Source organism: Cypionkella sp. (assembly GCF_030652235.1).
In the GTDB taxonomy this organism is placed as follows: Bacteria; Pseudomonadota; Alphaproteobacteria; order Rhodobacterales; family Rhodobacteraceae; genus Cypionkella.
The window spans coordinates 1-25980 of sequence record NZ_JAUSBA010000032.1 but is presented as its reverse complement, the minus strand read 5'-3'; the positions used below and the strand labels follow the sequence as shown (position 1 = coordinate 25980).

At 60.9% G+C, this 25980-nt stretch carries 20 protein-coding genes; 13 read left to right on the top strand and 7 right to left on the bottom strand.

Features of this window, described 5'->3' with window-relative positions:
* Positions 1–33: 33 nt before the first annotated feature.
* The 3 genes from Q7V03_RS09760 (at position 34) to Q7V03_RS09750 (ending at position 4471) form a co-directional block, all read left to right on the top strand.
* A complete protein-coding gene (locus tag Q7V03_RS09760; RefSeq protein WP_304925408.1) occupies positions 34–1119 on the top strand; it encodes an ABC transporter permease in 1086 nt (361 codons plus the stop codon).
* A 7-nt stretch (positions 1120–1126) separates the two neighbouring features.
* Positions 1127–2296 (top strand): ABC transporter permease, encoded by a 1170-nt coding sequence (locus Q7V03_RS09755; RefSeq protein WP_304925407.1) that lies wholly within the window; start codon positions 1127–1129, stop codon positions 2294–2296.
* Positions 2297–2383: 87 nt separating this feature from the next.
* Positions 2384–4471, top strand: coding sequence for an ABC transporter ATP-binding protein (locus Q7V03_RS09750; protein ID WP_304925406.1), 2088 nt, complete (start codon positions 2384–2386; stop codon positions 4469–4471).
* Positions 4472–4622: 151 nt separating this feature from the next.
* Here the strand turns inward: Q7V03_RS09750 and Q7V03_RS09745 are convergent, their stop codons facing one another.
* Both Q7V03_RS09745 and argE read right to left on the bottom strand, forming a co-directional pair.
* Positions 4623–5966 (bottom strand): FAD-binding oxidoreductase, encoded by a 1344-nt coding sequence (locus Q7V03_RS09745; protein WP_304925405.1) that lies wholly within the window; start codon positions 5964–5966, stop codon positions 4623–4625.
* The gene (gene argE / locus Q7V03_RS09740; protein ID WP_304925404.1) at positions 5966–7123 is read right to left on the bottom strand and encodes an acetylornithine deacetylase; all 1158 of its coding nucleotides are present in this window, start codon (positions 7121–7123) and stop codon (positions 5966–5968) included. The genes Q7V03_RS09745 and argE overlap by 1 nt, the downstream gene beginning before the upstream one ends.
* 228 nt (positions 7124–7351) lie before the next feature.
* Here argE and Q7V03_RS09735 point away from each other — a divergent pair, with 228 nt between their 5' ends.
* From Q7V03_RS09735 to Q7V03_RS09710, 6 genes are all read left to right on the top strand, one after another.
* Positions 7352–8377 (top strand): ABC transporter ATP-binding protein, encoded by a 1026-nt coding sequence (locus tag Q7V03_RS09735; RefSeq protein ID WP_304925403.1) that lies wholly within the window; start codon positions 7352–7354, stop codon positions 8375–8377.
* Between the two features lie 86 nt (positions 8378–8463).
* The gene (locus tag Q7V03_RS09730) at positions 8464–9510 is read left to right on the top strand and encodes an ABC transporter ATP-binding protein (RefSeq protein ID WP_304925402.1); all 1047 of its coding nucleotides are present in this window, start codon (positions 8464–8466) and stop codon (positions 9508–9510) included.
* Positions 9507–11207: a peptide ABC transporter substrate-binding protein gene (locus Q7V03_RS09725; protein WP_304925401.1), complete on the top strand. Its 1701-nt coding sequence runs from the start codon at positions 9507–9509 to the stop codon at positions 11205–11207. The genes Q7V03_RS09730 and Q7V03_RS09725 overlap by 4 nt, the downstream gene beginning before the upstream one ends.
* Positions 11208–11411: 204 nt before the next feature.
* Positions 11412–12419: an ABC transporter permease gene (locus Q7V03_RS09720; protein ID WP_304925400.1), complete on the top strand. Its 1008-nt coding sequence runs from the start codon at positions 11412–11414 to the stop codon at positions 12417–12419.
* The gene (locus Q7V03_RS09715) at positions 12412–13323 is read left to right on the top strand and encodes an ABC transporter permease (RefSeq protein WP_304925399.1); all 912 of its coding nucleotides are present in this window, start codon (positions 12412–12414) and stop codon (positions 13321–13323) included. Before Q7V03_RS09720 ends, Q7V03_RS09715 begins: the two co-directional genes overlap by 8 nt.
* Before the next feature lie 6 nt (positions 13324–13329).
* Positions 13330–14268: an asparaginase gene (locus Q7V03_RS09710; protein WP_304925398.1), complete on the top strand. Its 939-nt coding sequence runs from the start codon at positions 13330–13332 to the stop codon at positions 14266–14268.
* On the opposite strand, the gene Q7V03_RS09705 is transcribed toward Q7V03_RS09710, so the two are convergent.
* From Q7V03_RS09705 to Q7V03_RS09695, 3 genes are all read right to left on the bottom strand, one after another.
* Entirely contained in the window at positions 14249–15523 is a 1275-nt protein-coding gene (locus Q7V03_RS09705) for a DUF3422 family protein (RefSeq protein WP_304925397.1), read from the bottom strand. The genes Q7V03_RS09710 and Q7V03_RS09705 overlap by 20 nt on opposite strands.
* A gap of 170 nt (positions 15524–15693) precedes the next feature.
* Positions 15694–17127: an NAD(P)(+) transhydrogenase (Re/Si-specific) subunit beta gene (locus tag Q7V03_RS09700; RefSeq protein ID WP_304925396.1), complete on the bottom strand. Its 1434-nt coding sequence runs from the start codon at positions 17125–17127 to the stop codon at positions 15694–15696.
* A gap of 13 nt (positions 17128–17140) precedes the next feature.
* Complete coding sequence (locus tag Q7V03_RS09695; RefSeq protein ID WP_304925395.1) at positions 17141–18718, bottom strand: Re/Si-specific NAD(P)(+) transhydrogenase subunit alpha; 1578 nt, start codon at positions 18716–18718, stop codon at positions 17141–17143.
* A gap of 381 nt (positions 18719–19099) precedes the next feature.
* On the opposite strand from Q7V03_RS09695, the gene kynU reads away from it, so the two are divergent.
* From kynU to Q7V03_RS09680, 3 genes are all read left to right on the top strand, one after another.
* Positions 19100–20293, top strand: a complete 1194-nt coding sequence (gene kynU / locus Q7V03_RS09690) for a kynureninase (protein ID WP_304925394.1) — start codon at positions 19100–19102, stop codon at positions 20291–20293.
* 237 nt (positions 20294–20530) lie between these two features.
* Complete coding sequence (gene kynA, locus Q7V03_RS09685; protein WP_304925393.1) at positions 20531–21400, top strand: tryptophan 2,3-dioxygenase; 870 nt, start codon at positions 20531–20533, stop codon at positions 21398–21400.
* Positions 21401–21577: 177 nt separating this feature from the next.
* On the top strand, positions 21578–22693 hold the full coding sequence (locus Q7V03_RS09680) for a L,D-transpeptidase (RefSeq protein WP_304925392.1): 1116 nt from the start codon (positions 21578–21580) through the stop codon (positions 22691–22693).
* Positions 22694–22768: 75 nt separating this feature from the next.
* Here Q7V03_RS09680 and Q7V03_RS09675 read toward each other — a convergent pair whose 3' ends face one another.
* Together Q7V03_RS09675 and Q7V03_RS09670 are read right to left on the bottom strand one after the other, a co-directional pair.
* Positions 22769–23452: a D-lyxose/D-mannose family sugar isomerase gene (locus Q7V03_RS09675; protein ID WP_304925391.1), complete on the bottom strand. Its 684-nt coding sequence runs from the start codon at positions 23450–23452 to the stop codon at positions 22769–22771.
* Between the two features lie 373 nt (positions 23453–23825).
* Positions 23826–24578, bottom strand: coding sequence for a gamma-glutamyl-gamma-aminobutyrate hydrolase family protein (locus tag Q7V03_RS09670; protein WP_304925477.1), 753 nt, complete (start codon positions 24576–24578; stop codon positions 23826–23828).
* A gap of 303 nt (positions 24579–24881) precedes the next feature.
* Here Q7V03_RS09670 and Q7V03_RS09665 point away from each other — a divergent pair, with 303 nt between their 5' ends.
* The gene (locus tag Q7V03_RS09665; RefSeq protein ID WP_304925390.1) at positions 24882–25775 is read left to right on the top strand and encodes a DMT family transporter; all 894 of its coding nucleotides are present in this window, start codon (positions 24882–24884) and stop codon (positions 25773–25775) included.
* Positions 25776–25980 lie beyond the last annotated feature (205 nt).

The window sequence follows — 25980 nt, the reverse complement described above, 5'->3', positions numbered from 1 at the left end:
CGGCCCGTCGTTTGGCGCAGAGGGGAACCATTGATGTTGAAATTCGTGGCAAGGCGCTTAGGCGTCATGGTCTTGACTGCGCTGGCGCTGACGTTTGTGGTGTTTTACCTGACAAACTTGCCACCCAACCTTGAAAAACTGGCGCGCACCGAAGGCTCGGTGCGGATGACCGATCAGGCGGTGGCCGATTGGATCGTTGGCAACGGCCACGGCGGTTCGGTGTTTGGCCGCTATGCGGAGTGGATCGGCATTGCCCCCGGTTGGACCCTGACCGATGAAAAGGGTGTCACGCGCGGCCGCTGTATCGCGGCGGGCAGCGATCCGGCCGCCGCCCCCAACTATTGCGGCGTGTTGCAGGGCGAATGGGGCTTTTCCACCGTGTTCAAAAAGCCGGTGTTGGAATCGGTGCTGCAAAAACTGGGCTCGACCGGTTGGCTGATGATGTGGGTGATGATCGTGATGGTCCCGGTATCGTTGATCATGGGGGTGCTGTCGGGGATGCGCGAAGGCTCGCGGCTTGACCGCAGCCTGTCAATCATCGCCATCGCCACCACGGCGACGCCGGAATATGTTTCGGGCGTGATCTTGGTGGCAATCTTCGCCTCGGCCACCGCAGGTATCTCACCGATCCTGAATGAGTGGGGTTGGATCAGCGGCAGGACGCTGTTTCTGGGCACTGCGACCTCCGCCATGGACGGCATCACGTTCTGGAACTTCGCTCTGCCGGTGCTGACCATAGCCCTTTACGGCATCGGCTATATCGCCCGGATGACGCGGGCCTCGATGACCGAAGTGATGACCCAGCAATACATCCGCACTGCAAGGCTGAAAGGTGTCAGGTTCCGCGATGTGGTGCTGAAGCACGCGCTGCGCAACGCCTTGATCGCACCCTTCACCGTGATCATGCTGCAATTCCCGTGGCTGCTGAATGGCGTGGTGATCACCGAAGCTTTGTTCAACTACAAAGGCTTCGGCTGGACGCTGGTGCAAGCCGCTGGCAACAATGACATCGACCTGCTTTTGGGTTGTTCGGTGGTCGCGGTCCTCGTCGTTCTGGTCACGCAGCTGATCTCAGACATTGGCTATGTATTCCTGAACCCCCGTATCCGGCTGGCATGAGGCAAGAATGAACACCGAACTCCTCTCATGGGGCCAGATCATTGCCCGCATCCTGCAGCAGTTTCTGCCGGTCTGGATCGCGCTGATCATCACCTTCACCGTGTCGATCCGCTACAAGCGCAAGCTGGGGCTTTACGGCAAATTGTTCGACAGCCCGGTGGGCATGGTCGGCTTTTTGTTGGTGATGTTCTGGGTCTTCACCGCGATTTTCGCCGATTTCATCATCACGTTGGACCCGATCGCGCAATTTGGCCGGGTGAAGAACCCGCTGCCCGGCACGCCGCTGGTTGATCCCAAAGACGGCCAATACGCCTATTTCCTGCTGGGTGGCGATCATCTCGCCCGCGATGTGTTCAGCCGCGTGGTGATGGGCGCGCGCCGGGTGCTGACGATTGCGCCCGCCGCCACCACCTTTGCCTTCATCATGGGCGCGACGCTGGGTCTGCCTGCGGGCTATTTCGGCGGCAAGCTGGATACGGTGTTGTCGTTCCTCGCCAACCTCGTGCTGGCCTTCCCGGTGATCTTGCTGTTCTACCTGCTGGTCACCCCCGAAATCCGCAATACCGGTATTCCTGTGGTGCTGGCGGCGGTGCTGTTCATCTTCCCGGTGATCTTCTTTTGCACCCTGTTCAACTCGCGCTTTTTCACCAACCCACCCAAACGCAACCTCTATGTCGGCATCACTTTGGTGATCGGGCTTTGGGCCTATTTTGGCCTTGCGTTCAACCTGGACCCGCTTGGGGTGTGGTCGATGGACCCGAACCTGCTGAACGTGTTTGTGTCGGTGGTGTTCGTCAACTCGCCCACGGTGTTCCGCATCGTGCGCGGCATCGTGATGGATCTGAAAGCCCGCGATTACGTCGCCGCTGGTCAGACCCGGGGCGAGTCTGCGTGGTACATCATGCTGTGGGAAATCCTGCCCAACGCGCGGGGGCCGCTGATCGTGGATTTCTGCCTGCGGATCGGCTATACGACGATCCTGCTCGGGACCCTGGGGTTCTTCGGTCTGGGTGTTAGCCCAGAAAGCCCGGATTGGGGCTCCACCATTGACGATGGCCGCAAACTGTTGTCGCTGTATCTGCATCCCGCCATCACCCCAGCGCTTGCGTTGATGAGCCTTGTGCTGGGCCTGAACCTGCTGGCCGACGGATTGCGCGAAGAAAGCCTGAAGGACTGACCCTTTTGGTCATCCTCTGTGTTCAAATATCCTGGGGGTCCGGGGGCTAGCCCCCGGTCCTATCCCTCCCGTCAAAGCGAGGCTGCCATGACTGACACCACCTGGGACCCAACCAAACCGATCCTTGAGATCGAAAACCTCTCGATCAGCTTTTTCACCAGGCTGCGCGAAATCCCGGCGGTGATGGATTTTTCCTGCTCAGTGATGGCGGGCGAGTCGATGGGGCTGGTGGGGGAATCCGGTTGCGGCAAATCGACGGTCGCCTTGGCGGTGATGCGCGATCTGGGCAAGAATGGCCGCATCGTCGATGGTACCATCAAGTTCAAAGGCCGCGATCTGACCCATATGGGTGAGGAAGAGTTGCGCCACATTCGCGGCTCTGAAATCGCGATGATCTATCAAGAACCGATGGCCAGCTTGAACCCGGCGATGAAGATCGGCGCGCAACTGGCCGAAGTGCCGATGATCCATCAGGGTATGGGGCGCGATGAGGCGTGGAATCTCGCCCGCCAGATCGTGGCTGACGTGCGCCTGCCCGACCCCGACCGCATTCTGCAAGCCTATCCGCACCAGTTGTCTGGTGGCCAACAACAGCGCATCGTCATCGCGATGGCACTTATGTCAAAGCCCGCGCTGCTGATCCTCGATGAACCCACCACCGCGCTGGATGTGACGGTTGAGGCCGGGATCGTCGATCTGGTCAAGGATCTGGGCCATAAATACGGCACCTCGATGCTGTTCATCAGTCACAACCTCGGCCTGATCCTCGATGTCTGCGACCGCCTTTGCGTGATGTATTCCGGCGAGGCGGTGGAAACCGGCGATGTGATCGAAGTTTTTGATAAGATGCGCCACCCCTACACCCAAGCCCTGTTCCGCTCGATCCCGCTGCCCGGTGCCGACAAGAACAGCCATCCGCTGGTGGCAATCCCCGGCAACTTCCCCTTGCCGCATGAGCGCCCGAAGGGCTGCAACTTCGGCCCGCGCTGCGATTATTTCCAAGATGGCCGCTGCAATGCCGCCGAAGTGCCGATGTTCCCGGTGCCGGGTGACGACCGCCACGCCACCCGCTGCATAAAATGGACCGAGATCGACTGGGATGCCCCCATGACCTTGAAGGCCAGCAAACCCAAGACTCCAATCGGTAAAGTTGTGCTGAAGATGGAGGATCTGAGGAAATACTATTCCGTGTCCTCAGGCGCCTTCGGCGGCGGCTCGGCTAAGGTGGTGAAAGCCAACGAAACCCTCAGCTTCGAGGCGCGCGAAGGCGAAACCCTTGCCATCGTCGGCGAGAGCGGTTGCGGTAAATCCACCTTCGCCAAGGTGCTGATGGGGCTTGAAACTGCGACCAGCGGCTCGATCTTGCTGTTCGATGAAAACGTGCAATCCACCCCGATCCAGCAGCGCAACACCAACACGGTGTCCTCGGTGCAGATGGTGTTCCAGAACCCGTTTGACACGCTGAACCCGTCGATGAATGTGGGCCGCCAGATCATCCGCGCCTTGGAGATTTTCAAGCAAGGCAAGTCGGACGCCGAACGATACGCCCGCATGCTGGAACTGCTCGACCTGGTGAAACTGCCCCGCGCCTTCGCCGACAGGATGCCACGCCAGTTGTCCGGCGGCCAGAAACAACGCGTCGGCATTGCCCGCGCCTTTGCCGGGGGGGCCAAGGTGGTCGTCGCCGATGAACCCGTCAGCGCCTTGGATGTATCGGTGCAAGCCGCCGTCACCGACCTGTTGATGGACATTCAGCGAGAAAATAAAACCACCCTGCTGTTCATCAGCCATGACCTTTCCATCGTCCGCTACCTCAGCGACCGTGTGATGGTGATGTATCTCGGCCATGTGGTGGAAATGGGCACCACCGATCAAGTGTTCCAACCGCCCTACCACCCCTATACCGAGGCGTTGCTGTCGGCCGTGCCGATTGCCGACACCAAAGTGATCCGCAAGCGCATCGTGCTGGAAGGCGATATTCCGTCGGCGATGAACCCGCCCCCCGGTTGCCCGTTCCAAACCCGCTGCCGTTGGAAATCCCAGGTGCCGGGGGGATTGTGCGATATCGAGATGCCACCCGTTCAGGTGCTGGCGGGCGGCCATCAGCTTAAGTGCCACCTCTCGGCAGAGGTGCTTGCCGCGATGGAGCCCGTGATCCAAATTGCGGCGGAGTGATTGAACGCAGCGGTGGGGTAACCCCCCCCACCCTACGCATCCTTCTGCCATGCCTCTGGCGGGGATATTTGGGCACAGAGGATGACCTTAAGGCATTGCTCTTTCTGAAATACTCCCCGCGGAGCGTGCGCCGCTTCTGCCAGCGCGGCGCTTACAAACTGGGCCCCGGCGCGATCTTGCTGCCATCGCTGAACCGCGACAGTCGGAACCGCGTCAGATCATGCGCCTCGGTCTTACCGGCCACCAGATCAGCCACCACGCGGCCCATGCCGGGGCCGATGCCAAAGCCGTGGCCGCTCATCCCGGTGGCGATCACAAGACCGGGGATAGCGGCGACCCGGTCGATGACGGGGACCACATCGGGCATGGTGTCGATCATTCCAGCCCACGAGGCTTTCAGTTTCGGGCGGCCCAGATGTGGCAGGGCTTTTGCAAAATGATCCTGCACCTCCGACAAAGCTTGCATATTTGGCGCCGGGTTCAGCACCCGGAGACGTTCAAACGGCGAGACTTGATCGGCCTGCCATTTGCGCTTGATGCCCCAAGCGTCGGGGTAGTCTTTCGGCGCTGCGGGGCGGAATTTGGTCGAGGTGAAATCCTTTTTCAGCACTGGGATATAGCTTAACACATGCCGGAAGGCATCCGGGCCTACGAAGAAATCATGGCTGGCCCCCGGCGCAATCGTATAGCCACCATCCAGACGGCGGCGGAAGGCAAAGCGGTCGTCGGCGGCATTGCCGGCGCAGACCTCGGGCATCGTTTCAGTCGCGGCCACCGATGCCAGCACCGCCAGTTGCGGGATGATCACGCCCTCGGCGCGCAGGAACAAAGACGACCACGCGCCACCCGCCACCACCACCTGATCGCAGGCGATGCGGCCCTTTTCGGTATAGACGCCGGTAATCCGCCCGCCTGCCCGATCCAAGCGACGCACAGCGCAATCCTCGATCAGCGTGGCACCACGCGCGACAGCGCCTTCAGCCAGCATCGGCACCGCCACCCAAGGCTCTGCCCGCGCATCCGATGGCGTCAGCAACCCGCCCAGCCAAGGTGCCTCGGCCCCCTTGATCGCCGCCTGCACCTGCCCCGCCGATTGCATTTCAGTATCAAGGCCATGCGCCTTGGCATGCACCATCCAGTCGGAGAAGCCCTGCATTTCGGCCTCGGATCGCGCGAGATACATCACGCCTTCTTGGCGAAAACCCAGACCCGCGCCAAATTCTTGTGCGAGGGATTTCCAGATTCGCAGCGACTCGATCATGATCGGCAATTCGCCCAGATCGCGGCCTTGCTGGCGGATCCAGCCCCAGTTTCGGCTGCTTTGCTCGCCGGCGATGCGGCCCTTTTCGCACAGAACAACCTTCAATCCGGCCTCGGCCAGATGCCACGCGGTCATCACGCCGATCACGCCGCCACCCAGCACCACCACATCACAGGTCGCAGGCAAGGCACTGGTAAAGCGAGGTTTATTGGCTTCCGAGATCGGGAATTGCATCAGGCGAGTTCCCTCAGCAGGCCCTGCATAAAGCGCAATCCGGCGTCCCATTCGGAAAGCTCAAGATATTCATCGACCTGATGCGCCTGCGCAATATCGCCGGGGCCACAAACCACAGCCGAATAGCCTGCGTCTTGGAATTGCCCGGCTTCGGTGCCGTAAGACACCACGCCGACGGTATTGTCCCCAGTGAGTTGCCGCACCAAAATCTCGGCGGCGCCATCCACTTCGGGCCGCAACCCCGGCACGCCGAAAAACTTTTCCAGATGCACGCCCGCTTCGGGTCGCACCGCTTTCAATGCGGCATCCAACCGCGCCGCTTCGGCCTCAAACTCTGCCGCCAAAGCGTCTGAATCCTCGCCCGGCACCACCCGCATCTCGACCGCAAAGGTGCAATCGCCAGCCGTGATGTTATGCGCGGTGCCGCCTTGGATCATGCCGACATGCAGCGTGGTGAACGGCGGATAAAACGTCGCGGCCACCTCGGTGATCGGCCTCGCTTGAATTTCGGCGTTCTTGGCGTTCACCCAGCCGATCAGCCGCGCGCCTTCCATGATTGCCGAAACGCCGTAGGGCAGCAGCGAGCTGTGCACCTCAAAGCCCTTCACACGCACATGATAGCCGGTGCCGCCCTTGTGGCCGTGGATCAGCTTCATCCGGCTTGGCTCGCCAATCACCGCCGCCGAGGCTTGCGGCAGAACCGCTTGCATCGCGGCAATCATTGGCGGCGCACCGGTGCAGCCCAGCTCCTCGTCATAGGACAAAGCCAGCTGCAAGGGGCGCTGAACGCCCTGCAGATGCGCCCGCACCAAAGCCCAGACCGCAAGCGCCACATAGCCCTTCATGTCACAGGTGCCTCGCCCATACAGCCGGCCGTCGCGTTCGGTCACCAGCCAAGGGTCGGACGACCACGCTTGGCCATCCACCGGCACCACATCGGAATGGCCCGACAGCACCACGCCAGCCTCGACCCACGGCCCAACATGCGCGAACAAAGCGGCTTTGCTGCGGTCTTCATTCCAATGCCGATGCGACGCGATGCCATGGCCCGAGAGATAGGCTTCCAGCCAGTCAATCAGAGCAAGATTGCTGCCGCGACTCACCGTCGGGAAGCTCACGAGGTGGTCTAGTACTTGACGCGGCGTCAGTTCATCCATTTTCAGCCCCCATATGTTGTGGGCGAACCTGCCGCCCGCCACCGCCCCTGTCAATCCCAGCAAAATGCCGTCCAAACACTACAAAACGCCGGAAAAACAATCTGGATTGAGGTCAAAATTCGGGATTGATAGCTGAGGCGAAATCGTCAAGACTTGGTGCTACAACCGGGGGGGCATCGACCTACCTTGGACAAAAACAAAGAATAACAACGACCTGGGGAGTTACATATGCCCGATAGGGCCGCGCCCATCCTTGATGTGAGGGGGCTGAAAACCGTATTTCGCACCCGTGGAGGCGAGATTCACGCCGTCAACGATGTCAGCTTCCATTTGGAACGCGGCGAGCTTTTGGGTGTTGTCGGCGAAAGTGGGTCTGGCAAGTCAGTGACGATGATGTCGCTGATCGGTTTGCTGCCGAGCCCACCTGCGGAAATTCGCGCGGGCACGGTGATGCTGGGCGATCTTGATCTGCTAAAGATCACGCCCGAGCAGTTGCGCAATGTGCGCGGTGCCAAGGTGGGCTTTATCTTTCAAGACCCGATGACCAGCCTGAACCCGGTGTTCAACATCGGCTTTCAGATCGCCGAACCCTTGCGCCGCCACATGGGGATGAACAAAGCGCAGGCCAAGGCGCGGGCGGTGGAGCTGTTGGAACTGGTCGGTATCCCCGATGCGGCCAAGCGCTTGGGCGATTATCCGCATCAATTTTCCGGCGGCATGCGCCAGCGGGTGATGATCGCGATTGCTTTGGCCTGTGATCCTGATGTGTTGATCGCCGATGAGCCAACCACGGCGCTGGATGTGACCATTCAGGCGCAGATCCTTGAATTGGTGAAGGAATTGCGCGTCAAGCTGGGCATGGCGATCATCTGGATCACCCACGATCTGGGGGTGATTGCCGCCATCGCCGATCGGGTGATGGTGATGTATGGCGGCCAGATTGTGGAACAGGCCCCGGTGAAAGACCTGTTTGCCAATCCACAGCACCCTTATACGCGGGCGCTTTTGAAAACCATTCCCTCGCTGACCGGGGCGCGAGAAAAGCGGTTGCAGGTGATCGAAGGCCAGCCGCCGATCATGACCACCGCGCCCAGTGCCTGCGCCTTCCGTGCGCGCTGCATCCATGCGTTTGAGCGCTGTGAGGTGGAAAACCCCAAGCGCCACGGCGTCGATCAACTGGCCTTGGGCCTAGGCCATGATGTTGCCTGCCATTGGGTCGCAGCACCCGTCCCAGCGGAGACTGCTGATGTTTGATCACGCCGCTCTTCCGCCCTTGAAGGCGTCATCGCGGCAAGCAGCGCCCGCAAGGCCGCACCGTGCCGCACTTGGGGAGGCCAGCCATGTTTGATGCCGCCACCACACCCTTGGTTCAGGTTGACGGGCTGAAGATGTATTTCCCGATCTATTCCGGCATCCTGCGCCGCCATACCGGCAATGTGAAAGCGGTGGATGGGGTGTCGTTTAACATTCAAGCCGGGGAAACCCTTGGGCTGGTGGGCGAATCTGGCTGCGGCAAATCCACCGTGGGCAGGGCGCTGTTACGGCTGTACGAGCCGACCGCAGGCGCTGTGGTGATTGAGGGTGAGGATATTGCCAAGCTTACGCCGGAAGCTTTGCGCCGCAAACGCCCGACGATGCAGATGGTGTTTCAAGACCCGCAGGCCAGTCTGAATCCCCGAATGACTTTGGCGGATATTATCTCTGAACCGCTGGTCGAGCATACCAAGTGGAACGCCGACCGCCGTCTTGAACGGGTCTATGAGTTGATGGATGCCGTTGGTCTGAACCGCCGCTTTGCCAACCGTTTCCCGCATGAATTTTCCGGCGGCCAGCGCCAGCGCATCGGTATCGCGCGGGCTTTGGCCTTGAACCCGAAGTTCATCGTCTGTGACGAGCCGATTGCGGCTTTGGATGTGTCGATCCAAGCGCAGGTGGTCAACCTGCTGGAAGACCTGCAAGAAAAGCTGGGCCTGACCTATCTGTTCATCAGCCACGACCTTTCCATGGTGCGCCATATCGCCGACCGCGTGGCGGTGATGTATCTGGGCCGGATTGCCGAACTGTCGCCGCGCGATGATTTGTTTGCCAAGCCGCTGCACCCCTATGCCGAGGCTTTGCTGTCGGCGGTGAATGAACCAGACCCGTCGCTGGCCCGCCGCCCGCGCATTATCCTCAAAGGCGATGTGCCCTCACCCGCAAGGCCGCCAAAGGGCTGCAACTTCTCCACCCGTTGCCCGAAAGCCTTCGCACGCTGCCACGTCGAGAAACCCGAATTGCAAGAGGTTGAGCCGGGCCGCCATGTCGCCTGCTTCCTTTACGCCCCCCAAACCGGATCAACCGGGACATCTGAGGCCAAAGAGCACAATCAACAAGGAGAGTATCAATGAAGCTGAAAACAGCCCTTCTCGGGGCGGCCTGCGCGCTGTCGTTCGCGCCTGCTGCCTTCGCAGATCGTGGCACTGATGGCGAGGTGAAGTTCACCTTCCCGCAGGCCGTCTCGATCATGAACCCGTTCCTGTCGTCGGGCACCAAGGACGTCTATGCGGCGTCGCTGGTGTTGGAGCCGCTGGCAGGCTTTGACGCCGATGGCGTTATCATCCCGAAACTGGTCACCGAAATCCCAACGCTGGAAAACGGCGGCATCTCGGCCGATCTGACCAGCATCACTTGGAAACTGCTGCCCGATCTGAAATGGTCGGATGGCTCGCCCGTCACCGCCGATGACGCGGTGTTCACGGCGGCGTATTGCATGGACCCAGCAGGCGGCTGCGCGCAGTTGTCGAAATTTGACGGCGTGGCAAAGGTTGAGGCTGTCGATGCCTCGACCGTGAAAGTCACCTTCACCGGACCGAAACCAAACCCCTACACCGCTTTCGTCGGCGCGCTGTCGCCGATCCTGCAAAAGGCGCAATTCGCGGCCTGCCAAGGGGCGGCGGCACCGACCTGTACCGATCCGAACAACATGCCGATCGGCACTGGCCCGTTCAAAGTCACTGGCTTTACCGTCAATGACACCGTGACCTTGGCGATGAACGACCAATACCGTGACCCGGCCAAGCCCGCTTTTGCTTCCGCCGTGATCAAAGGCGGCGGCGATGCCGAAGGCTCGGCCCGCGCCGTGATGGAAACCGGCGAATTCGACTACGCCTGGAACACCCAAATTCCGCCCGACAGCCAAGCCTCGATGACCGCCGCTGGCAAGGGTGAGTTCGTGGTGGCGTTCGGCACGCTGGTGGAACGCATCGAGATGAACATGACCGACCCCGATCCGGCGCTGCCGGAGGGCGAGCGTTCGACCGCAAAGCATCCGCATCCGTTCCTGTCGGATATCAAGGTCCGCACCGCTCTGTCAAAGGCCATCGACCGTCAAATCCTGTCGGACGTGGGCTATGGCGCAGGCGGCAAGCCGACCTGCAACGTGGTGCCCGCGCCGGACGCTTGGGCTTCCGACAACACCGGCTGCATCGCGCAGGATATGGAAGGCGCGAAAAAGCTGCTGGATGAAGCAGGCTGGGTTCCCGGTGCCGATGGCATCCGCGAAAAAGACGGCAAGAAGCTGCACGTTCTTTATCAATCTACCGTCAACCCGATCCGTCAGGATTTCCAAGCCTTGATCAAGGATTGGTGGACCGAGCTGGGCGTGGATGTTGAGTTGAAAGCCATCGACCCGTCGGTGTTCTTCGGCGGCGATGCGGGCTCGCCCGATACGTTCCAGAAGTTCTATGCCGATGTTGAGATGTATGCCAACAACTCGGACGGCACTGATCCTGAGACGTATCTGTCGCAATACCAGTGCGTGAACGCGCCTTCGCCTGAGAACCAATGGCAGGGTGAGAACATGAACCGCTTCTGCGACCCGGCCTATGATGCCAAGGTCAAGGTTCTGACCACCACGGTTGATGTGGCCGAGCGTCAGAAAATTGCCAAGGAACTCAATGATATGGTGACGAAAGACTCCATGACCGTGATCCCGTTGGTACACCGCGGCACGTTGTCGGCCCATTCCAACACCCTTGGCGGCGTGAAAATCAACGCTTGGGATTCGGAAATGTGGAACGTGGCTGATTGGTTCCGCGTGAAGTAAATGCTTTTGGCGGGGCCCGTGATGGGCCCCGCCACCCTTTGCAGTTGCTGCGAACCCGGCTGTATTCTCGATGGCCTTACCACCTCTCCTCGACCCGCTCGCTCCACCAGCTTCAGCACTTTCCTCTATGCAAGCGCCTTCCCCCTACACCCTCTGCTCCACCCTCACCCCTCCCCCAAGATCTGACCAAAGGCGTCGCCGCGTATGCTCACCTTCACGCTCCGCAGGTTATTACTGGCCATCCCGACGCTTCTGGTCATCTCTTTGGTGATCTTTTTGCTGGTCGATCTCGCCCCCGGCTCGCCGATGTCGGAAATCCCGCTGACCGTCCCGCCCGACGTGCGTCGCAAAATGATGGAGGCTTTGGGCGCTGATCAACCGGTGTTCGTGCGCTATGTGCTGTGGCTGCGGCAGTTTTTTTGGGTCGAACCCGCCACTCTGTTCGACGGTTGGTTCGGCACAAACTGGGCGGGCGGTGAGCAGCGCATCTTGTCTTGGCAATCGCGCGCCCCGGTGTTCACCATCATCGGTCAGCGCATCCCGCAGACCCTGACGGTGATCGGCACCGCTTACCTTGTTGGCGTGATGATCGCTTTGCCAATCGGCATCTACTCGGCTTACCGGCAATATTCGCTGTTTGATCAGTTGGGCACGCTGTTCGCCATGATCGGCTTTTCAGTGCCGACGTTCTTTTCCGGCACCCTGATCATCATCATCTTCGCCGTCACGCTTGGCTGGTTTCCGACCAAGTATGACACCAACCTAAGCGTCACAGACTGGCCGTCTTTCGTCAAACAACTCCAGCAAATGGCGATGCCGGTGATGACCTTGGGCCTTGCCAATGCCGCTGTGATCAGCCGCTATATGCGGTCCTCCATGCTTGACAATATGGGGATGGATTATGTCCGCACCGCCCGCGCCAAAGGCCTGACCGAGCGTGTGGTGGTGCTGAAACATGTGCTGCGCAACTCGATGATCCCAGTGGTCACGGTGATCGCGCTGGGCATCCCGTCGATCTTCGGGGGCGCTATCATCACCGAAAACCTGTTCGGCGTGAACGGCATCGGCGCTGCGCTGATCGGCGCGATCCATGCCAGCGATTTGCCGATGGTGCAGACCCTCGCCTTCATTTTTGCTGTGCTGATCGTCAGCTTCAACCTGATTGCCGATGTGCTTTACGGCTTGCTCGACCCAAGGATCCGCTATGATTGAGGTGATCACCGCCATCCCAAAACCTGAAAGCGCGCTGCGCGCGATCTGGCACCAATTCCGCAGCCATAAGGGCGCGGTGTTTGGCCTTGTCGTGCTGTCGCTGCTGATTATCGCCGTGGTGATTGGCCCCTACCTGTGGCACCCCGAAAAGCTGACGGTGGTTGAGGCGCTGAAATCAAAGAACAAGGGCCCCAGCCTGCGCTTCCCGCTGGGCACCGATCAGTTGGGCCGCGACATGCTGCAACGGATGATTGCTGCGGGCAAAGTCAGCCTTGCCGTGGGTTTCGTCGCCATGATGATCGCCATTATTTTCGGCACCTTGATCGGGGTGCTGGCGGGCTATTACCGCCGCCTTGACGGCCCGCTGATGCGGCTGACCGATATGTTTCTGGCCCTGCCCTTGGTGCCGCTATTGCTGGTCATTATGATGCTGTTCCGCGACCGCGCGGCCAGCATCTTGGGGCCGGAACTTGGCGCGTTTACCCTGATCGTGTTTGCCATCGGCATCACCTCTTGGATGCAAGCCGCCCGCATTGTGCGCGGCGAAGTGCTGGCGCTGAAGGAACGCGAATATGTGCTGGCCGCCCGGTCGATTGGTTCGGCCTCGCGCCGCATCATCACCCGGCACATCCTGCCGAACGTCGTCTCGCCCGTCATGGTCGCCGCCACCTTGGGGATTGCCGAGGCGATCATCACCGAATCTGTGCTGTCGTTCCTTGGCCTTGGCTTTCCGCCCGATTTCCCGACATGGGGTCGGTTGCTGTTTGACGGCCTGTCCTACATGCAGGTCTACCCCGAGCGGGTGATCTGGCCCGGCCTTGCGATTTCATTGACGGTGCTGTCGGTCAACTACATCGGAGACGGATTGCGCGACGCTTTGGACCCGCGCATCCGGGGGCGCTGATCTGAAATGAAGTCACTGTTGATACACACCGGCGGCACCATTGGGATGGGGGCGACGCCCGAAGGCTTTGCCCCCGCTGAGGGTGTCATCGAGGCTGCATTGGCCGATCTGCGCGTGGCAGATGTCACCCTGCTGCCCCTGCTGCCGTTGATCGATAGTGCACAAGCCACCCCCGCCGATTGGAACCGCATCGCACAAGCCATCGTGGACAATCACAGCGATTACAACGGCTTCATCGTCACCCATGGCACCGACACGCTGGCCTTCACCGCCAGCGCTCTGTGCTTTGCGCTGGCAGGTCTGAAGCGCCCGGTGATCCTGACAGGCGCGATGCGGCCCTTGACGGTGGAGAAATCGGACGGCTTGCAGAACCTGTCCGACGCGCTGCAAGCCGCCGAAACCGCCCCGCCCGGCATCTGGGTGCAATTCGCAGGCCAACTGCTGCATGGCGCGCGGGTGCGCAAAGCCCACAGTTCTGCACTGGATGCCTTCACCGCCAGCCGCAGCGCCAAACCGCCGCTGCAACCGGGCAAGACCCCCAGCTTTACCTGCTACCAACCCTGCGAGATCGGCATCCTCAGCATGGCCCCCGGCCAGTCGGAAGCCTGCCTCGCCCATGCCCTCACCACCCTTGATGCCATCGTTCTGCGGGTGTTCGGCGCAGGCACCCTACCAGAAACCCCCGCCTTGCGTGCGGGCCTTCTGGCGGCACAAACTCGCCAAACCCCAATCATCGCCATCAGCCAATCGCCCAAGGGCGGCATCGCTTTGGGCACCTACGCGGCGGGCAATTTGCTGCTGGAGGCGGGTGTGATTGACGGCCACGATATGACCCCCGAGGCAGCCTACACCAAACTTGCGCATGTGCTCAGCCTGCCCGAACCCCAGCGCCAAGCCGCCCTGAATCGCAATCTTTGCGGCGAATTTACTGCATTCGGGCCTTGATCCGCCGCAGCGCCCACCACACGCCCAACACCACCACCGGTGTCAGCACCGCCATCGCCACGCCCTTGGAAATTCCAAGCTCCTCGATCAGCGGATAGGCAACATAGCCCGCCAAAGTCACCGCATAATAGCTGATCGCCACAACGCTCAATCCCTCAACGGTGTGCTGTAGGCGCAGCGCCAGATCGGCGCGGCGGTCCATGCTTTCCAGCAGCTTCTGGTTCTGCGCTGATCGTTCTACATCCACCCGCGTGCGCAGCAGTTCCGCCGCGCGTTGCGCCCGTTCCGCCATCGAGCCCAGCCGTGCCTCGGCGGATTTCACCGTCCGCATCGCCGGATCATAGCGCCGCATCATGAACTCGCCAAAGGTCTGCCGCCCCTGAACGCGCTCCTCACGCAAAGCCTCAATCCGCTGGTTCACAATCGCCTCATAGGCCCCGGTCGCGCCAAACCGGAAGCTGTGCTGCACCGCCAGAGACTCAAGTTCCGCCGAAATCGCCAGCAATTCATGCAACGCCGCCTCGGCGGGCCGCGACACGCCGTCCAAGCCCGACACCAAAGCCGACAGCCGTGGGTCCAGCGCGTTCAACCGCCCGGTCAGCCCGCGCGCCCGCATCAGCCCCAGCATCGACATGGCGCGGTAAGTTTCCACCTCGCACAAACGCTGCACAATCCGGCCAATACGGCGTGCGCCGGTGTCGGGCTGCACGAACACCGCGAACCGCATATTGCCTGCCGGATCAATTCTGAAATCCCCAGCAATCAGCGCCGCACCATCGACCACCCGCGCCACCGCAAGGCTTTCGGGCACAAACCATGCCTCCAGCTTTTCCAGCATCGCGGGCTCATCTTCCATCACCTCGACCCGGATCAGCACCGCAGCCACGCGCTTGCCCGGCGCAGCCTCAACCCAATCCTCGGGGAAAACCTCCATCTCGGCAGGGTCAAACGCCCGCGCCGACAAAACCGGAGTGAAGGCCGAATAGGTGACGAACTCGGTATGGCTTTCCCATTTCACGTCCGCCCGCCCCAAAGACCCCGAGAAATGCGTCGCATCGGGCTGCGGATGCGACGATCCATTGCGGTCCAGCAGCGCCAGTAAATGCGCGCGATCCGCCTCGCGATCCCGGTTTTGCGCCTCCACCGGTTCCTTGATTGCGATATACGCCGCCACGCAGGGTGCACTCAGCGCGGGGAAGGGCCGCGCGTGCAGCTCGTTGACGAGAGCATAGCGGAGGGGGTGGTCGGTGGTCATCATTCAAACCTTACGTCAGAAGCAATGACCCACTTGGGCGCGTCCGTGCCACAAGGGCCAGCATTTTCGCAGAATACCCGGGTATGCACCCACGCTGTTGCACAAAAACAAACCCCCGGCACAAAGGCCGGGGGGGCATGGGTTGGCTGCGTGCTTGCGCGCAGCTTTGCTCAGTCGATCATCGGCAACAACGCGTCCAGAGATTTCTTCGCATCACCATAGAACATCCGGGTATTTTCTTTGTAAAACAACGGGTTTTCAATTCCAGAATACCCCGTCCCCTGCCCGCGCTTGCTGACAAACACTTGCTTGGCCTTCCAGCATTCCAGCACCGGCATCCCCGCGATGGGCGAATTCGGATCTTCCTGCGCCGCCGGATTGACGATGTCGTTCGAGCCGATCACGATTGCCACATCCGTCGTCGGGAAGTCGTCGTTGATCTCATCCATTTCCATGACGATATCGTAAGGCACCTTCGCCTCTGCCAAAAGCACGTTCATATGCCCCGGCAAACGCCCGGCTACAGGATGGATCGCAAAACGCACGGTCTTACCCGCCGCCCGCAATTTCCGCGTAAGTTCCGACACCGATTGCTGCGCCTGCGCCACCGCCATGCCATAGCCCGGAATGATGATGATGCTGTCGGCATCGTTCAAAGCCGCCGCAACCCCTTCGGCATCAATCGCCACCTGCTCGCCGGTGACTTCCATCGCCGGGCCCGTGGTGCCGCCAAAGCCGCCCAAGATCACCGAAATGAACGAACGGTTCATCGCCTTACACATGATGTAACTTAGGATCGCGCCCGAAGACCCCACCAAAGCCCCGACAACAATCAGCAAATCGTTCGACAGCGAAAAACCAATCGCCGCAGCAGCCCAGCCGGAATAGCTGTTCAGCATCGACACCACGACCGGCATATCCGCCCCGCCGATCCCCATGATCAGATGATAGCCGATGAACAACGCGGCCACGGTCATGCCCAGCAGCGCAAAGGTCGATCCGGTTTGCAGATAGGCCACCAGCAGCACCAGCGACACAAGCGCCGCCGTCGCGTTCAGCAGATGCCCGCCCGGCAGCTTTTTCGCCTTGCCATCCACCTTGCCCGCCAGCTTGCCAAAGGCCACCACCGAGCCGGTAAACGTCACCGCCCCGATGAACACGCCGAGGAAGGTTTCCACCCGCAGGATCGACACTTCGACCCCAGATTTATGCGCAATCACCGCCGCAAAGCCGTTCAAGGCCGCCCGCGCAGCCTCGTCCATGCCCACAACCCGCACCATCTCAATATGCGTGTTATAGCCGATGAACACTGCCGCCAAACCAACCAACGAGTGCATCGCCGCCACCAGCTGCGGCATCTCGGTCATCTGCACGCGCTGTGCGACAACCCAGCCAATCGCACCACCTGCGGAAATCATAACCAATGAGATCAACCAGTTACTTGCCCCCGGCCCGTACAAAGTCGCCGCCACCGCCAGCGCCATGCCGACGATGCCATACCAAACCGCGCGCTTGGCACTTTCCTGCCCCGAAAGCCCACCCAAGGACTGAATGAACAAAACGGCTGCGACCACATAGGCCGCCGTGGTGAATCCATATTCCATAATGTGCGCTCCCTTACGACTTCTGGAACATGGCAAGCATGCGCCTTGTGACCATAAAGCCACCGAAAATATTGATCCCCGCCATGAACACCGCCAAAGCGCCAAGGATCACAACCAACCAGTTGCCCGAGCCTATCTGCATCAGCGCGCCCAAGATAATGATCGAGGAAATCGCATTGGTGATCGCCATCAGCGGCGTGTGCAAGGAATGGCTGACGTTCCAGATCACCTGAACGCCCACATAAACCGACAGCACAAACACGATAAAATGCGACATGAAGGCCGCAGGCGCATAAAGCCCCGCCAGCAGGATCAACCCGCCGCCGATCACCAGCATCGCAACTTGATTGCGGGTCGCCGTCTTAAACGCCGCCGTCTCTGCCGCGCGCTTCTCGTCATGGGTCAATTCCTTGACCTTCTCTTTCGGCTTTTGCACCGCAATCGCCGCAATCTTTGGCGGCGGCGGCGGGAAGGTGATCTCGTGATCCTTCGCCACTGTCGCGCCTCGGATCACGTCATCGCCCATGTTATGATCAATCACACCGTCTTTCTTTGGTGTAAGATCTGTCAGCATGTGCCTGATATTGTTGGAATAAAGTGTACTTGCCTGTGCCGCCATCCGGCTGGGGAAATCGGTATAGCCGACAATCGTGACACCATTCTCGGACACGATCTTCTGATCCATCACCGTCAGATCGCAGTTGCCGCCGCGCTCGGCGGCAAGGTCAACCACGACCGAGCCCGGCTTCATCGCAGCCACCATATCGGCGGTCCACAGCTTTGGCGCGGGCCGTCCGGGGATGAGCGCGGTGGTAATCACAATGTCCATCTCTGGCGCAAGCTCGCGGAATTTCGCCAGTTGCTTGGCCGCAAAGGCAGGGCTGCTGGGCGCCGCATAGCCGCCCGTCGCGGCCCCATCGGGCAACTCGCTGGCGTCAAACTCCAGATAGACAAACGAAGCGCCCATCGATTCAATCTGCTCGGCCACTTCCGGTCGCACGTCAAACGCATGTACAATCGCGCCCAACGACACGCTGGTGCCAATCGCCGCCAGCCCAGCCACACCCGCGCCGACCACCAAAACCTTGGCCGGAGGCACCTTGCCCGCCGCCGTCACTTGGCCCGTGAAGAACCGTCCAAAGTTCGACCCGGCCTCGATCACCGCGCGATAGCCCGCGATATTCGCCATCGACGACAGCGCGTCCATCTTCTGGGCGCGGCTGATCCGCGGCACCATATCCATCGCCACCACGGTCGCACCGCGTGCCTTGACGATCTCCAACAACTCCGGGTTCTGCGCAGGCCAGAACATCGAGATCAGCGTCTGACCCTCGCGCAAAGCCTGCGCCTCGGCCACTTCCGGCCCGCGCACCTTCACCAGCACGTCCGCCGCCGCAATCACCTCGGCAGCCGATGCCAGAACCTCAACCCCCGCCTTGGCGTATAAAGCGTCCGCAAACCCCGCCTTCGCCCCCGCCCCGGCCTGAATGACGCAAACATGCCCCAGTTTCATCAGTTGCAGGCCTGAATCCGGGGTCATCGCCACCCGGTTTTCGCCCGCAAAAATCTCGCTCAACGCACCTATTTTCACCGTGTTCCCCCGTAGTTTGCGCGGTTCAAGGAGCAACCGTGACCGCCAAATCCCCCTGAGGCTTAGCATTGCCGCCCGATAGTTCAACGCTTGATTGCCGCTTTTGGCGAAAAACCTGTCGGCTTCAACAGATGACAGCGGCCCCAGCCCACGCTTGGGGCGAAAATTCCGCGCAAAACCATCCAGACAGACGAATTTCCCGCCGCTGAATATCATTGCATTTCAAGACGCTACCAAAAAAGCCGCCTGATAGCGCAAACACTCTTCTTACCCCGCGCAGGCCGGCTCGAATCGAAACAATTTCAAGCTTGAAATTTTTACCCATTCCACCTATTGCTGCCCCCAAACCGCCGTGCGACGCTGTGCCTGAAGGAGCCTGCCATGACCGATTTCGCCGCCACCAAAGCCCAGTTCCACCTGCCCACGGGCATGATCTATCTCGACGGCAATTCGCTGGGGCCGTTGCCGACCGCAACCGCCGCACGGGTGGCGCAGACGGTCACGTCCGAATGGGGCGAGATGCTGATCACCGCGTGGAACAAAGCCGCGTGGATGGACAAACCGATGCGCGTCGGCGACCGCATTGCCCGCCTGATCGGGGCCGAGGCGGGCCATGTGGTGATGGGCGACACCCTGTCGATCAAGGTCTATCAGGCGCTGGCCTCCTGCCTTGAGATGAACCCGACCCGAAAGGTGATCCTGTCGGACACCGGCAATTTCCCCTCTGATCTCTATATGGCCGAGGGGCTCTGCCGCACCTTGGGCAACGGCTACACACTGAAAACCGTCGCCCCCGAGGACGTTCTGGAAGCAATTGACGACAGCGTGGCCGTCACCATGATCACCGAAGTCGATTACCGTACCGGACGCCGCCATGATATGGCCGCGATCACCGCCCGCGCCCACCAGCACGGCGCGCTCACCATCTGGGATCTGGCACATTCGGCAGGCGCGTTCCAAGTTGAGCTGGCCAAATGCAACGCCGATTTCGCGGTCGGCTGCACCTATAAATACCTCAACTCCGGCCCCGGCGGCCCCGCGTTCATCTACGTCGCCCCCCGTCATGCCGATATCGCCCGCCCGGCGCTTTCCGGCTGGCAAGGCCACGCCGCCCCCTTCGCCTTCGATCTCGACTACCGCCCCGCGACGGGGGCCGAGCGGATGCGCGTCGGCACCCCGCCGATCCTGCAACTCGCCGCTTTGGAAGCCTCGCTGGATATCTGGGACACGGTTGACATGACCGAATTGCGGACCGCCTCGCTGCGCCTGCAAGACCAATACATCGCCGGTATCGAAGCCGCCTGCCCCAGCCTGACCCTCGCCACCCCCCGCAACCACCAAGATCGCGGCAGCCAAGTCTCGTTTAGCCACCCCGAAGGCTACGCCATCATGCAAGCCATGATTGCCCGCGGCGTGATCGGCGATTTCCGCGCGCCCGACATCATCCGCTGCGGCTTCACGCCCCTGTTCATCGACGCGGCTGACGTTGACAAGGCGATCAAAATCATCGCCGACATCATGCAAAACAACCTCTGGGACCGACCCGACTACAAAACCCGCGCGAAAGTCACCTGATGCCTTCGAATTTCATCTTGGCAAAAATACTCCCGCCGGAGGCTCCCCGGCCCGCCGCCGAAGCCTCCGGCGGGAGTATTTTAACCAATGTGAAAGCTACAAGTGCCGCGCTTTGCCGCCCCGCCGGATGGATCGCCCAATGGCGCACCATCGGCAATCTTTCGGTGCTGAACTGCCAAACTCATTCCTTCGCCTGACGCCCCATTCGGGGGAAACCCAAATGACAGGAGAGTATGAATGACCACCGATCCAAAATCCGGCTGCCCGATGCACGCCCCCCCCTACAACCCCGCCTCTGAGGGCGCGCAGATGTCGTTCGACGGGCGGATGTCTTACGGCGATTATCTGCACATCGACCAGATCCTCAGCGCCCAACGCCAACTGACCCCGGCGCATGATGAGATGCTGTTCATCATCCAGCATCAGACGTCTGAGCTGTGGATGAAACTGGCGCTGCACGAACTCAACGCTGCCCGTCAGGCCATCGCCGACAACCGCGCGCCGGAAGCCTTCAAGATGCTCGCCCGGATTTCCCGGATTTTTGAGCAGTTGAACAATGCCTGGGACGTGCTGCGCACCATGACGCCGTCGGATTACACCACCTTCCGCGAAGGTTTGGGGCAATCCTCGGGCTTTCAATCTTGGCAATACCGCCTGATCGAATATGCCGTCGGCAACCGCAACTTGGCCATGCTAAAGCCCCACGCCCACCGCGCCGACCTCACCGCCCTTTTGGAAGCCGAACTCGCCCGCCCTAGCCTCTATGATGAGGCTCTGCGCCACCTCGCCCGCGCGGGCCTGCCGGTGCCCGACGAGGTGCTGAACCGCGATCTGCGCCAGCCTTGGACGGTGCATGAAGGCGTGCAACGGGTCTGGGAAACCGTCTACCGCGACCCCACGCAATACTGGCAGGCCTACGAGTTGGCAGAGAAGCTGGTCGATTTCGAAGATTACTTCCGCCGCTGGCGCTTCAACCACGTCACCACGGTCGAGCGTGTCATCGGGTTGAAACGCGGCACCGGCGGCACTGGCGGTGTCAGCTACTTGCGCCGGATGCTGGATGTCGAGCTGTTTCCCGAACTTTGGCATCTGCGTACGACTCTGTAACGGCGCACCAGATGCACAAGCCTGTGGCGCGGCCCTGATGCGCGCTACCCCACGGGTTTGTGATTATATGCATGTTGGAAACAAGGGCTTTGACCTTGCTTTTCGGCTCCACTAGCGTCTTTACAAGAGAATCCGGGCGGCACTCCTCTGCCGCCCCATTTTGTGATAGGCTGACGGATGCGTTTTTTGACGGTTAAACTTCTGGCAGCGACAGCTTTGTCGCTGACACTCGCAGCCTGCGTGCCGGGCACAACTCTTCCCGGCGCGACCCCGGGTGTCGCACAGGCCCCGGTGCCAACCGACAATGCGCTGCATTATGCAGGCGTCAGCGATGGCGGCATAACGGTGCCAACGGTGCCAGTCGAAAAAGTGCCGCCGGAATTCCAGGTGCAGCAGGTCGCATACGACAGCGCCGAAGCGGTCGGCACCATCATCATCGCGCCGTCCGAGCGCCACCTCTATTACATCAACGGCAAAAACACCGCGCTACGCTACGGCATCGCTGTCGGCCGCGCGGGCTTCCAATGGGCAGGTGTGGCCAACATCACCAACCGCACGCATTGGCCGAAATGGACGCCGCCACCAGAAATGATCGAGCGCCACCCCGAGCTTGCGAAATGGGAAAAGGGCCAGCCCGGCGGGCCGACCAACCCGCTGGGCGCGCGGGCTTTGTATCTGACCACCAATGGTGTGGATTACGGCTACCGCATCCATGGCACGCCGGAATGGTTCTCGATCGGCAAGAACGCCTCATCGGGCTGTATCCGCATGATCAACCAAGACGTGATGGATCTGTACAACCGCGTGCAAGATGGCGCCAAGGTCGTGGTGCTGAACGCCGACGGCAGTTATCCTGAAAAGCTGAAACTGCCACCACCGGCCCCGAAAAAGAAAAAGCCCGACCCGGTTGAGGCCGTGGCCGTGGCCCCGGTGCTGAGCACGACCCCGCCCATGTTGCCGGGTGCCACGACTTTGCCCGCAGTGCCAGCGGCGACACTCACCCCCGCTGAGGCATCGCCCGCCGCAACCATCGCCCCGGATGCGACCATGGTTCCCGCCGAGACGACTGCCCCGGCGGCGGCAACCACGGCTCCGGTGGCTACAGCACCAGCAGCGACCGCGCCGGCAGCCACAATCGCGCCTGCAGTAACCGCGCCGGCAGCACCTGCTCCGGTGGCTACATTGCCAGCAGCGACAGCTCCGGCAGCCACAACCGCGCCCGTGGTGACGGCTCCGGCAGCCCCTGCTGTCTGCGCCGTGCCCTTGGTTAACGGCCTCTGCCCGCAGCCATAAGCGAAGCGATTTGGCCAACAAAAAACCCGCCTCAGTTTGAGGCGGGTTTTTTTAATGCTTAGATTTTCGCAAGCCTCACAGCCACTTATCGTAATCGCTGACCAGCAGACGCGTGGGTGCTACGTCTTCCTCGATATCGGCAAACCGCCCAATCGGCTCGCGGAACACGTTGTCAGTGACGTCGTCGTTGACGGTGGAAACCTCGCCAATCAACACATCGCCGCCCTCGCCCCAAAACGCGTGCCAATCTCCCGGCATCAGCGTCACCGACTCGCCAGGCGCAAGTTTCAGCTTGTCACCCGGCTTGTAAGCCCGCTCAATACCATCGCAGCGCACCAGCCCACCGCGATCCGCCGCCCAGTTGCCTTTGTCGTCCGAACCATAAAGTTCAACCACCAGCGTGGCCCCGCCCCGGTTGATGATATCTTCGGCCTTAATGACATGGGTGTGCATCGGTGAAAGCTGATCTTGCCGCGAAATCAACAGCTTTTCGGCGTAGCACATGCCACCGCCGCGTTGCAGATCCGCCAGAGAGCCATTGCGCAAGGTGAACAAAAACAGCCCCATCTGATCAAAGCGGCCTTGGCCGTAATCGGTGATATCCCAGCCACAACGCCCCTCGATCAGCCGCGAAGCAACCGGTTTGACCGCCTTGAACTCAGCCGGAGTCCAGTTGGCAAAGGGTGGCAAGACAAAGCCAAATTGGCCGATCAGGTCCTCTGCCGCAGCCATAATTTCATTGATACGCGAACGCTTCATCATCATTCTCCCCATATTCTGGCCGCAGTATACCGCCAATGTTTGCGCCAACAACGCCAATCGGGATCGGAATTCGCGCGAATTCCGCAGACGCTTTTCGCGCGAAAATCGCCGATCAAAGCCGTCGGATCGGCTTGTTGTCACATAAAATCACAAACTGCCCGGCATTTTTCACCACCGGAAACCCCCGCCGTTTTGTCTCTGAAAAGAACGCCTCGCGCCCAATGTAGCGTTCCACATGGCGAACCTTGCGTCGGATGATTGCGCCGCTCATCGCGGCTTACGAGCCCAAAAGCTCCCTGAAAAATTGCTGCTCACGGATCGGGGGCAAAGCGGACATGCACAAATTCTGCCGCGCTTTGGTTAAGCAATCCTAAACGCGCGCCGCCCAAGCCCGCACTGCATCGCCAAACGCCCTGAACAAAGGCTGCGACACCGGATCATTCGCCGCATTCCATTCGGGATGCCACTGTACCGACAGCGTGAACCCCGGCGCATCCTTGACATACAACGCCTCAGGCGTGCCATCCGGAGCGGTGCCGTCAATCACAATCCGGCCCCCCACCCGCGCCACACCCTGCCCGTGCAGCGTATTGGTCATCACTTCGGACGCCCCCATCAGATGATGAAACACCCCGCCTTCGGTGAATTTCACCACATGGCGATGCGCGAACACCTCTTCCATCGTGCCATCCGGCGGCATCCGGTGGTTCAATCGTCCCGGCAAATCGCGGATCTCGGGATAAAGCGAGCCACCCATGGCCACGTTGACCTCCTGAAACCCCCGGCATACCCCCAAAAACGGCTGCCCGCTTTCAACGCAAGCCCGGATCAGCGGCAGCGTGATCGCATCGCGGCCGCGATCAAACGCGCCATGCGCCGGGGTTTCCGGCTCACCATATTCATCGGGATGCACATTCGGGCGGCCCCCGGTCAGCAAAAACCCATCACACACCGCCATCAGATCGGCGACTGAGACAAACCGAGGATCGGCAGGCACGATCAGCGGCACACAACCCGCCACCTCCGCCACCGCTTCCGAGTTGATATGCCCGGCGGCATGCACCTCATAGCGCTCGTTCATGGTGTGCGCATTGCCGATGATCCCGACAACGGGGCGGCGCATGGCGTTTGACGTAGCGGAGGGCATGGCAGGCCTGCATTGCAATTTCGAACCATCATAGCAGCGCCCCCGGCAGGGTGAAGGCCGAAACTCCCTACAACCGGGCCGCGTCCACAAATCCGCGTGATTTTTCAGCAGATCGCCCAAAATCGCAGCGCCGCAGCCATCCGCCGCCAGCCAGACTGACAATGTCAGCACCAAGGCTATCCCCGGCCACGATGTCGCAAACAGGCTGGACCCCGCAACCCGCCCCCCCTAGACAGACACCAACGCCCCGAAAGGCCCCCCGTTGCAGGACGCCAGACCATGCCCCGCCCGCCCGCCTCGCCACTGATCGGCGTTGCCTTCATGCTGGGCGCGATGGCCAGTCTGCCCTTCATCGACGTTTTCGCGAAATTCCTTGGCCAGCAGGGCGTGCCGGTGCTGCAAATCGTCTGGGCGCGGCTCAGCGTCGGCGCGCTGGTGGCCCTGCCCTTCGCGCTGCCCCACAAAGGCGCGAAAGGCCTGATCCCCGACCGCCCCGTCTACCACAGCCTGCGGGCCACCTTCCTGATCCTCGCTACCTTTTGCTTCTTTCTGTCGCTGAAGTACCTACCGATCGCCGACGCGCTGGCGATCTTCTTCGTGCAGCCGCTCATCGTCACCGTGCTGTCCGCGCTGGTGCTGAAAGAAGCCGTGCCACGCAGCCGCTGGGCCGCCGTCGCCGTGGGCTTCATTGGCACCTTGATCATCATCCGCCCCGGCTTTGTCGCTATGAACCCCGGCAGCCTGCTGGCACTGGCCGCAGGCAGCTTTCTTGCGATCTATTTCGTGATGACCCGCCACATTTCGGGCCGCGCGCCCGCCATGGTCACCACCTTCCAAACCAATGCCGTCGGAGCGGCATTTCTCAGCCTCGCGATGCCCTTCGTCTGGCATAGCCCAACGCCCATGCAATGGCTGATGTGCGCAGGCTTAGGTGCCATCGCCACTTTCGGCCACTACCTGATCGTGCGCGCCTATGACCATTCCGAGGCCTCGCTGCTGGCCCCTTTGGCCTATACCGAGATGGTGGTCGCCACCGTCGTCGGCTGGTACTTCTTCGGCGACTTCCCCGATGCCCTGACCTTCCTCGGCGTCGCCGTGCTGATCGCCTGCGCGCTTTACATCACACTGACCGAGCGCAGCCGCGCCACACCCGACGCAATAGAGCAGCCATAAAGACCTCATGTAACACATGAGGTTATTATGGCAAAGCTATGATATTAAATTATTATATAGAATTATACCAACGGCCCTAGATATTGACCGTTGCCCAGTCTCTGGACATGATCGAGGTTATCGCTGCCGGTTCGTTCGCGAAGAAGTACCAGGCTGCGGCGCATTGGTCGAGGATTTTATCGTAGCTGTCGAAGACGGTGTTGGC

Coding starts and splice junctions, on each gene's coding strand:
- kynU (WP_304925394.1), top strand. CDS start 19,100: ATGACCGATTTCGCCGCCACCAAAGCCCAGTTCCACCTGCCCACGGGC.
- Q7V03_RS09675 (WP_304925391.1), bottom strand. CDS start 23,452: ATGAAGCGTTCGCGTATCAATGAAATTATGGCTGCGGCAGAGGACCTG.
- Q7V03_RS09735 (WP_304925403.1), top strand. CDS start 7,352: ATGCCCGATAGGGCCGCGCCCATCCTTGATGTGAGGGGGCTGAAAACC.
- Q7V03_RS09750 (WP_304925406.1), top strand. CDS start 2,384: ATGACTGACACCACCTGGGACCCAACCAAACCGATCCTTGAGATCGAA.
- Q7V03_RS09700 (WP_304925396.1), bottom strand. CDS start 17,127: ATGGAATATGGATTCACCACGGCGGCCTATGTGGTCGCAGCCGTTTTG.
- Q7V03_RS09755 (WP_304925407.1), top strand. CDS start 1,127: ATGAACACCGAACTCCTCTCATGGGGCCAGATCATTGCCCGCATCCTG.
- argE (WP_304925404.1), bottom strand. CDS start 7,123: ATGGATGAACTGACGCCGCGTCAAGTACTAGACCACCTCGTGAGCTTC.
- Q7V03_RS09715 (WP_304925399.1), top strand. CDS start 12,412: ATGATTGAGGTGATCACCGCCATCCCAAAACCTGAAAGCGCGCTGCGC.
- Q7V03_RS09710 (WP_304925398.1), top strand. CDS start 13,330: ATGAAGTCACTGTTGATACACACCGGCGGCACCATTGGGATGGGGGCG.
- Q7V03_RS09725 (WP_304925401.1), top strand. CDS start 9,507: ATGAAGCTGAAAACAGCCCTTCTCGGGGCGGCCTGCGCGCTGTCGTTC.
- Q7V03_RS09670 (WP_304925477.1), bottom strand. CDS start 24,578: ATGCGCCGCCCCGTTGTCGGGATCATCGGCAATGCGCACACCATGAAC.
- Q7V03_RS09680 (WP_304925392.1), top strand. CDS start 21,578: ATGCGTTTTTTGACGGTTAAACTTCTGGCAGCGACAGCTTTGTCGCTG.
- kynA (WP_304925393.1), top strand. CDS start 20,531: ATGACCACCGATCCAAAATCCGGCTGCCCGATGCACGCCCCCCCCTAC.
- Q7V03_RS09705 (WP_304925397.1), bottom strand. CDS start 15,523: ATGACCACCGACCACCCCCTCCGCTATGCTCTCGTCAACGAGCTGCAC.
- Q7V03_RS09720 (WP_304925400.1), top strand. CDS start 11,412: ATGCTCACCTTCACGCTCCGCAGGTTATTACTGGCCATCCCGACGCTT.
- Q7V03_RS09665 (WP_304925390.1), top strand. CDS start 24,882: ATGCCCCGCCCGCCCGCCTCGCCACTGATCGGCGTTGCCTTCATGCTG.
- Q7V03_RS09730 (WP_304925402.1), top strand. CDS start 8,464: ATGTTTGATGCCGCCACCACACCCTTGGTTCAGGTTGACGGGCTGAAG.
- Q7V03_RS09760 (WP_304925408.1), top strand. CDS start 34: ATGTTGAAATTCGTGGCAAGGCGCTTAGGCGTCATGGTCTTGACTGCG.
- Q7V03_RS09745 (WP_304925405.1), bottom strand. CDS start 5,966: ATGCAATTCCCGATCTCGGAAGCCAATAAACCTCGCTTTACCAGTGCC.